At 54.4% G+C, this 1,759-nt stretch carries 2 protein-coding genes and 1 pseudogene; all 3 read left to right on the forward strand.

All coding sequences use genetic code 11. The annotated features are described in order from the left end of the window. Positions 1–408: sigma-70 family RNA polymerase sigma factor (locus ACRESD_RS17685; protein WP_431752095.1), on the forward strand; the 408-nt coding region annotated here is incomplete at its 5' end. Beyond that, entirely contained in the window at positions 405–1,079 is a 675-nt protein-coding gene (locus ACRESD_RS17690) for an anti-sigma factor (protein WP_431752096.1), read from the forward strand. The genes ACRESD_RS17685 and ACRESD_RS17690, both read left to right, overlap by 4 nt. A gap of 236 nt (positions 1,080–1,315) precedes the next feature. Then, positions 1,316–1,759, forward strand: a pseudogene (locus tag ACRESD_RS17695) (transposase); the annotation flags it as partial.

Here is a 1,759-nt window from a genome sequence, read left to right on the forward strand (position 1 = left end):
CTCGCTGAAGAGGTACTACAGGAAAGTTTTGTGCGTATTTGGAACAATGCTTCACGCTACCAATCCCACCTGTCGGCGCCGATGACCTGGATGATCAACATAACGCGAAACCAGGCCATCGACCAATTGCGAAAATATCGCGACCGTCCGCTGAATGATCTCGACGCGCAGATGCTGGTCGATGATAGCCCCTCGGCACATGACCAACTAAACAGTTCCCGTGAGACCAGCACATTGAATCGGTGCCTGGATAAGCTAGAAGGGATGCAACGCCAATCGATCACCATTGCCTACTTTGGGGGACTCTCCTGTTCAGAGTTGGCCGAACACCTTTCGGCACCGCTAGGGTCGGTGAAGTCTTGGATACGCCGGGGCATGGAGCATCTGCGCAGGTGCCTTGAGTCATGAACTACCAAACTCCAAGTATGCGTCGCGCACTTGCCGCCGACTATGCCATCGGGTTGATGCCGCACACCGCACGACGGCGCTTTGAGCAGCTGTTATTAAAAGACTCGGAACTTCGCGCGGAACTGGCGCAATGGCAGGAATGCCTCATGAGCCTTACTGAGGCTCTGCCTGAACAACCTGTACCGGATCGTGTTTGGCGCAAAGTTACGGCCCGCATTAATCCGCAAACAATGCAGCAGCCTATGAAACGGCCTCTCTGGAACTGGCTCCGAGTGACGATCGCAGCATGTTCACTGGTAGTAGCAGTAACGCTAGGCGTTATCTACAACCGTGACGATGTACGTTACGGTGCCACGCTGTATAGCGCTGACGCACAGTCTTGGATGAGCATTGAAACGCGAGAGGACTACCTGAGAATCAAACCGCAGGCGTTGGCCAAAGTTGAAAAGGGTCGTAGCTTGCAAATGTGGCTTATTCCGCCAGGTGGCAAACCCGTGTCCCTTGGGGTGATACCGCCAGGTGGAGATGGGGAGATCAAGTTGGCCAGCGCGCAGAAAGCTCTCATGGGTGAGTCAAGCACTTTGGCCGTCAGTCTTGAACCCGAGGGCGGATCGCCAACAGGACAGCCGACAGGTCCAGTGCTTTACCAGGGCACCCTTACGGCACTGTAACTCCGTGGCGGTAAGTCTTTAAATCTTTTCGTGAGTAAACGGCTCAATGATCGGTCGTCCAAAGTTAGAAGCCAGCCACCACCTAAGCGATCAAGTCTATCCACGCGCCAGCCCGCCAATGGTCAAATTTGGTACCACATGCATGTCGTTCGCTCTTTGGTTTCGTGAGGCTGTTGAATCGCCCCGGGTTTCGTAGACACCTCTTTGCCTTAAACTGAGGTCAATTAGGAGGTGCCATGAGCAACCCGCGTTACCCCGAAGAATTCAAAATCCAAGCGGTCAATCAAGTGACCGAAAAGAAGCTGCCTGTCGCTGATGTGGCGGCGCGTCTTGGCGTGTCGTCGCATAGCCTCTATGCCTGGATAAAGCGCTACAGCAAACCTCAAGGAGAAAGGAAGCAAGACGATGATCAGCACGCTGAACTGCGTCGTCTGCGAGCCGAACTCAAGCGGGTCACCGAAGAGCGAGACATCTTAAAAAAGGCCGCCGCGTACTTTGCCAAGGAGTGCGGTTGAAGTACGCCTTTATAAAGCAGCGAGCGGGCGACTATTCCATTCGACGGCTTTGCCTGACGCTGAAAGTCCATCCCAGCGGTTATTACGCCTGGCTGTCTGAGCCGCAATCTGTACGCGCCAAAGACGACCAGCGACTGCTGGGTTTGATCAAGCATTCCTGGCTGG

This window comes from Pseudomonas sp., from assembly GCF_050739995.1.
In the GTDB taxonomy this organism is placed as follows: Bacteria; Pseudomonadota; Gammaproteobacteria; order Pseudomonadales; family Pseudomonadaceae; genus Aquipseudomonas.

Coding starts and splice junctions, on each gene's coding strand:
- ACRESD_RS17690 (WP_431752096.1), top strand. CDS start 405: ATGAACTACCAAACTCCAAGTATGCGTCGCGCACTTGCCGCCGACTAT.